This window comes from Idiomarina sp. UBA4206 (genome assembly GCF_002383015.1).
GTDB lineage: Bacteria > Pseudomonadota > Gammaproteobacteria > Enterobacterales > Alteromonadaceae > Idiomarina > Idiomarina abyssalis.
In genome coordinates, this window is the sequence record NZ_DFTS01000047.1 from 3,372 (window position 1) to 4,080 (window position 709).

The window sequence follows — 709 nt, forward strand, 5'->3', positions numbered from 1 at the left end:
ACCTCTCAGGTTCAAAGTCTGGGCACTTTGACGCTCGGTTGAAGCAAGCAAAAGAAAAGAACGAAATGGGGAAAGTCGACTCTGGTTATGTCATGTCCTGGGGAGAGCTTCAGGCTCTTAAAAAACGAGCCCGAGAGGAGTAAACATTAATTATTATAGAGCTAAATGAAATGCGACAAGCGCGTCTTTCGGCTAGAATAACCACCCTAAACACCACAAAACTGCACACAATTACATGACTTTTTCTGATCTCGGACTTTCCACGGAAATGCTTACCGCCCTTTCACGTCAGGGTTATAGCGAACCTACGCCCATTCAGGCGCAGGCTATTCCTTTGGTGCTTGCAGGGAAAGACGTCATGGCGGCGGCGCAAACGGGTACAGGCAAAACAGCAGGCTTTACGGTGCCTATTTTAGAACTTCTGAAAGGTAAGGAGCGTGCCAAGGCAAACACAGCGCGTGTGCTTATTTTAACGCCAACTCGCGAATTAGCAGCTCAGGTGGGTGAAAACGTTGCGAACTTAAGCGCGGGTCTGCCGTTAAATTACGCGGTGGCGTTCGGTGGTGTGAAAATTAATCCGCAAATGATGAAGCTTCGCAAAGGCGTGGATATTCTGGTGGCAACACCAGGACGCTTATTGGACTTATACAAACAAAACGCGATTCGTTTCCCCAAGTTAGAAGTGCTGGTGCTGGATGAAGCCGACCGC

General features: G+C 48.7%; 1 protein-coding gene. It reads left to right on the top strand.

What is annotated here, in order from left to right; genetic code table 11:
* Nucleotides 1-235: 235 nt before the first annotated feature.
* Nucleotides 236-709: DEAD/DEAH box helicase (locus B3180_RS10610; RefSeq protein WP_286844413.1), on the top strand; the 474-nt coding region annotated here is incomplete at its 3' end.